Origin of the sequence: Kitasatospora sp. NPDC057198, from assembly GCF_042670125.1 — a bacterium.
Taxonomy (GTDB): Bacteria; Actinomycetota; Actinomycetes; order Streptomycetales; family Streptomycetaceae; genus Kitasatospora.
Genome location: NZ_JBHUWH010000779.1, coordinates 1 through 2,113, shown reverse-complemented (window position 1 = coordinate 2,113; position 2,113 = coordinate 1). Strand labels below are relative to the sequence as shown.

2 protein-coding genes are annotated in these 2,113 nt (G+C 74.7%); both read left to right on the top strand.

Annotated features, from left to right (window positions below):
• The first annotated feature begins 97 nt into the window (after positions 1-97).
• Positions 98-937, top strand: coding sequence for a thioesterase family protein (locus tag ACFUEL_RS38935; RefSeq protein ID WP_380242828.1), 840 nt, complete (start codon positions 98-100; stop codon positions 935-937).
• 352 nt (positions 938-1,289) lie between these two features.
• Positions 1,290-2,075 (top strand): hypothetical protein, encoded by a 786-nt coding sequence (locus ACFUEL_RS38930; RefSeq protein WP_380242827.1) that lies wholly within the window; start codon positions 1,290-1,292, stop codon positions 2,073-2,075.
• Positions 2,076-2,113: the final 38 nt, after the last annotated feature.

Genomic DNA, 2,113 nt, shown 5'->3' with positions numbered 1-2,113 from the left:
CCCCCGGAGGCCGTCGGACCTGTTGGTCCGGCGGCCTCCGCGCGTAAGCTACCGGCAAGTATTTTTTTGCCCCGCCGCGCAGAAGGGCCGCGAAGCCATGCCGGAAGCCACGCCGGAGACCACCCCCGCCTTCGAGTTCGACCAGGGGATCGCGCTCACCCCGCACCCCGACGAGCCCGGCCGCTACGACGGCGAACTCGGCGACGGCTGGCAGATCGGCGGCGGCGTCAACGGCGGCCTGCTGCTCGCCTTCGCCGCGCACGCGCTCGCCCGGGAGGCCGGACCGGCCCACCCGCACCCGCTCACCGTCAGCGGCACCTACATATCCGCCTCCCGCCCCGGGCCCGCGACCGTCCGCACCGAGATCGTCCGGCGCGGCCGCAGCCTGGCCACCGGCAGCGCCGTCCTCTCCCAGGACGGCCGGGAGCGGCTCCGCGTCACCGCCTCCTTCACCGACCTCGCCGCGCTCGACGCTGAGGTCGCCACCACCGCGCTCCCGCCCGAACTCCCCGCCCCCGAGCAGTGCGTGGGCGTCGAGCACGCCCCGCGCGAACTCCTCACCGAGGCCGCCCTGCTGGAGCGCCTCGACCTGCGGCTCGACCCGGCCACCATCGGCTGGGCGCTCGGGCAGCCCTCCAAGCAGGGGCGCATCCAGGGCTGGTTCCGGCTCGCCGACAAGCGCCCCGCCGACGCGCTCTCCCTCCTCCTCACCGCCGACGCCCTCCCCCCGGTCACCTTCGACCTCGGCCGCCCCGGCTGGGCCCCCACCATCGAACTCACCGTCCACGTCCGCGCCCTGCCCGCCGACGGCTGGCTGCGCGTCTCGCACGCCACCCGCAACGTGGCCGGCGGGTACTTCGAGGAGGACTGCGAGATCTGGGACGAGAACGGTCGCCTGGTCGCCCAGTCCCGGCAGTTGGCCATGGCCCCCCGGTAGGAGGTGCGCCACCAGGGGCTCGGGGAACGGCGAGCACGGGTCTGCGGGCGGTGCACTGCCGTTGCGCGCATCTGCTTCCGGTTCCGTCACAGACACGCAGCAGCACGGACCTTCGATGGGCTCCGGCCGTCAGCAGCACGGACTCGCCGTTCCCCGAGCCCCTGGTGGTGCTCTTCCTCCTGACGGTCGGTTGCAGAGTTGTGACAGGCCGTGTGTGTGGGACGGGTGTGGGCGGGGAGGAGTGGGGCAGCAGTTGCTCGACCGAGATCCCCGGGAGCCACCGATGTCCAGGAACAGCCGCCGGCCGCGCCGTTGCAGTGCAGAGCCCTCGCAGCGGAGCGAGGAGGCGTTCGTGACGGGCATCCTGACCAGTGAGGCGGACTTCGAGCGGGTGCGGTCCTGGCGGGTGACGGACGCGCCGGACTACGGGACGTACCTGCGGGAGGCCGGGGAGCTGCTGGCCGAGGCGGTGGGGGAGTACGGGACGGTCCGGGCGCGGATGTTCCACCCGGAGGACTTCGCGGACTACTGCCTGCTGCACGGGCTGGACGTGCGGGAGCAGGCCGCGCGGGACGGGTACCTGGTCAATCCGCCGCTGCGGACCCAGCTGGTCACCTACTGCGGCGAGGACCTGGCGGACTTCCTGCCCCGGCTGGTCCGGGCCCGCGAGGGCGGCCTCGCGCTGCGCTACGCGGACCTGCTGATGGACGGCGCGCTGTGCGGCGCCGAGGGCGCCTCCGCGGACCCGCGGGTGCGCTGGACGTACCAGCAGGCGTCGGAGGTGTTCCGGCGGGTGCTGGTGGGCGCGGGCTGCGGGGCGTACGAGTTCCGGGTGGTGGTGGACGCGCCGGGCGGGCCGCTGGAGGCGCGGGCGCGGGTGCTGCACTGGGAGGACGGCGCGGTGCGGATCAACGACGAGGACCTGGACCTGGTCACCGCGGTGCTGTGCGCCGGGCTGTACTGCGAACTGCCGGGCGCCGCGGTGCTGCACGGGACGCAGGGCTCGGGCGCGCTGTGCGGCGAGTACCGGCAGGTGGCCTGGGCCTGGCGGAGCACCGGCTACGAGTGGTCGCCGGCCGAGCTGGCGGTGGCCGGGGTGGCCGCGGGCCCCGGGTTCAGCCTGGGCACGGTGGTCTGAGACGGCGACAGCGGGGCGGGCGGCCGGTGGCTACCGGC